4 protein-coding genes and 1 tRNA gene are annotated in these 2,839 nt (G+C 35.3%); all 5 read right to left on the bottom strand.

The window, feature by feature from the left end:
- Positions 1–215, bottom strand: a 215-nt coding sequence (locus ACJROP_RS02240; RefSeq protein WP_406533875.1) for a hypothetical protein, incomplete at its 3' end; no start/stop codon positions are given.
- A gap of 147 nt (positions 216–362) precedes the next feature.
- Positions 363–1,007 carry an HAD family hydrolase gene (locus tag ACJROP_RS02235; protein WP_406533874.1) on the bottom strand — a complete coding sequence of 215 codons (645 nt, stop codon included), beginning with the start codon at positions 1,005–1,007 and terminating at the stop codon, positions 363–365.
- Entirely contained in the window at positions 997–1,347 is a 351-nt protein-coding gene (locus ACJROP_RS02230) for a hypothetical protein (RefSeq protein WP_406533873.1), read from the bottom strand. The genes ACJROP_RS02235 and ACJROP_RS02230 overlap by 11 nt, the downstream gene beginning before the upstream one ends.
- A 450-nt stretch (positions 1,348–1,797) precedes the next feature.
- Positions 1,798–1,989 carry a hypothetical protein gene (locus ACJROP_RS02225; protein WP_406533872.1) on the bottom strand — a complete coding sequence of 64 codons (192 nt, stop codon included), beginning with the start codon at positions 1,987–1,989 and terminating at the stop codon, positions 1,798–1,800.
- Positions 1,990–2,752: 763 nt separating this feature from the next.
- Positions 2,753–2,827 (bottom strand) — tRNA-Cys (locus ACJROP_RS02220).
- Between the last annotated feature and the right edge of the window lie 12 nt (positions 2,828–2,839).

Genomic DNA, 2,839 nt, shown 5'->3' with positions numbered 1-2,839 from the left:
GCTTTTTCATTAACAATAAAAGTTCCATTAACTCCCCAATAATTTATCACATCGGGAAATCCATTTTTGCCAACTTCAATTCTAATATTCCTGATATGAGGGTTGATCTGATAGTCCATAAAATCAGCAGGTCTTTCAAAAATTTGTTTTCCATTTTCGTTAATCAAGAATGCGTTATTATATCCTTCATTTACCATACGTTTCCAAACAATCATTTTAATGACTCCTAATATAAATTCTAATTTTATGCACAAAACCATGTGCCAATAAAATGATAACATACTTTTCATGACGATTCAAGTTAAAAAAAACAGCTTTGGCGAAAATTTCGTCAAGGCTGTTTTGGATTTGTCATGAAAAATTTATAAAATATCTGATAATTCAGACAGGCTCTCAATTACAAAATCTGCTTTTTCATGCTCATTATTTATTTTCCAATATTTTCCCATACCCTGTTTTATCCATATCGTTTTCATTCCCATCTTTTTAGCGGGAATAATATCATTATCAATCCTATCGCCAATCATAACCGCATTTTCTGCTTTACAGCCGGCTTTTTTTAGTGCGATTTCAAATATTCTTTTATCCGGTTTAGCAACTCCTTCTTCCGCAGAAGCAACTATAACATCAATATATTTTCGTATGCCAAACTCAATCAGTCTTTTTTCTGTGCCAAAATCCTGATTTGCGATAATACCGATTTTATATTTTTGACTCAAATCTTTCAGACACGTTTCAGTATCCTTGTATAATATCTCATACTGATGTTCCCATGCAGGTTTTTGAATGCCTAAAAGCTGTATTACAGCCAAATCACCTTTTTGATTATTCTTACAGTATTCTACAGCTTTTTTCAATACATATTCTTCCGAAACATCAGCTAATTCCGCAATTTTTTTAAATCTTCTTTCATATACCTTGCTTTCGTCTGTCAATGTCGAACCTATATCAAAAAATATCCATTCAATATCTTTCATTGATTTTTCTCCAAATCTTTCACGGTTCATAATCCACCCATTTGCCGTCTTTGAGGATTTCCAGCTTTCCCCATTGAGGTTTCCCTGTATCACGCCCTTTTACACGGACAGGTAAAAATGCGTCATGCTGACAGTAAGGCAAAGGATCTTCTATATCTATCCAGCCTTTTTCGTCAATTTCATCATTCCAGTCATTATACAAATCGTTCAAATCATTGTAATAATCATCGAAAGAACCTATTACCGCATCTTTGCTGCAATATTTAAAAAGAAATATTTCATTCTCTTTGATTTTGTACAGCATGATTTTATATATAAAATCTTTTTCATTGCATTGTATAGGACTTTTAAGATATGCATACCTTCTCAAATAAAGTACCTCCTTGCTGTAAAAAGTAATCATTCTGCAACAAGCGGAACCAGTTCCTATTGTTGCCGATACATCAGAGGCTTTTGACGATAGAACAGGAAAAGCGGAACTAGTTCCTATTATTGCAGATACATCATCAACTTTTGATGATAGAACGAAAAAGCGGAACCAGTTCCTATTGCCGCAGATACATCAGCAACTTTTGATGATAGAACGAAAAAGCGGAACCAGTTCCTATTGTCGCAGATATATCAGCAACTTTTGACGATAGGACAGGAAAAGCGGAACCAGTTCCTATTGTCGCAGATATATCAGCGACTTTTGACGATAGGACAGGAAAAGCGGAACCAGTTCCTATTGTCGCAGATATATCAGCAGCTTTTGACAATAGGGCAAAAAAGCGGAACCAGTTCCTATTATTGCGGATAACATCAAAAACTATAAATCGAGTTATCTTTTGGCAGTCTGGTTAGCACCTTTTGAATGCTCAAATTTTTTCCTGTAATAAGCAACAATATCAGGGGACGGCTCGTTGTTCATGAACATATCTTTATATCCATTGCCGATTCTTACACACTGCATACAGTAAACCGCACTTCCCATGTGCATACAGTCTGCACAAGTAAATTTTTCTTCTTCCATTTTAATCTCTCCATTGTTTTTTATTTCAAAGTAACATACGTTACCTAAATTTTTATATAAGAGATAGTATGTAAATTTGTGTATTTTATCATATATCAATAAAAAAAGCCTATTTTCTTTGTGAAAACAGACTAAAATAAAAATTTTATTGACATTTCATAATATGTGTTGTATCATAAAAGGAGTGTTAAAAGAGTATCCGAGTCAGTCTGCTTGACGCAATCACAGACTGACTCTCACATCAATCATGAGTTCCGACCTCACGGATGACGTTAGATACATCATAAGGTAGATTATACCTTGTTTTGCAATGATAGTCAAGAGCCGATTTCTCATTATTGGTGTGGGAACGGCTGTTTTTTTGACTCAGTTAATGTTGCGATATTTTAGTTGCAATATTATTGCACCTTGAAAACTAAATACAGCTCGTATGGACGAGTAGGACGACAGCGTGGCTATTTATGAGTTACCGTACTGAAAGCAAAAGCCTTGCCTCTTGCGAGGATAAGAACGGTGTCAGTTTGAGAGTGACAGTTCCGCATCACACGCAGAAATATACACTGACGGTAGCGAGGCTGCCAAAAATCCATACAAAGTTGCAGGTGCAACTTATTAATTTAAAATATACTCTACTGCTGTGTAGATAAAAGGTATTCCCTCATAATGCCCAATTTGAGGGATTGCCTTTAAGTAATATCATAAAAATTTCTTTGTGATATTACCTAAAGGCAATAAGACTATTCATCTTATTACCTTTGTAATTTGGAGGCGACACCCGGATTTGAACCGGGGAATCGGAGTTTTGCAGACTCGTGCCTTACCGCTTGGCTATGTCGCCGTGTATAAAAAC

Origin of the sequence: Methanobrevibacter sp., from assembly GCF_045220775.1 — an archaeon.
In the GTDB taxonomy this organism is placed as follows: domain Archaea; phylum Methanobacteriota; class Methanobacteria; order Methanobacteriales; family Methanobacteriaceae; genus Methanocatella.
The sequence above is the reverse complement of the archived record's forward strand: the minus strand, read 5'-3'. Positions and strand labels throughout refer to the sequence as shown.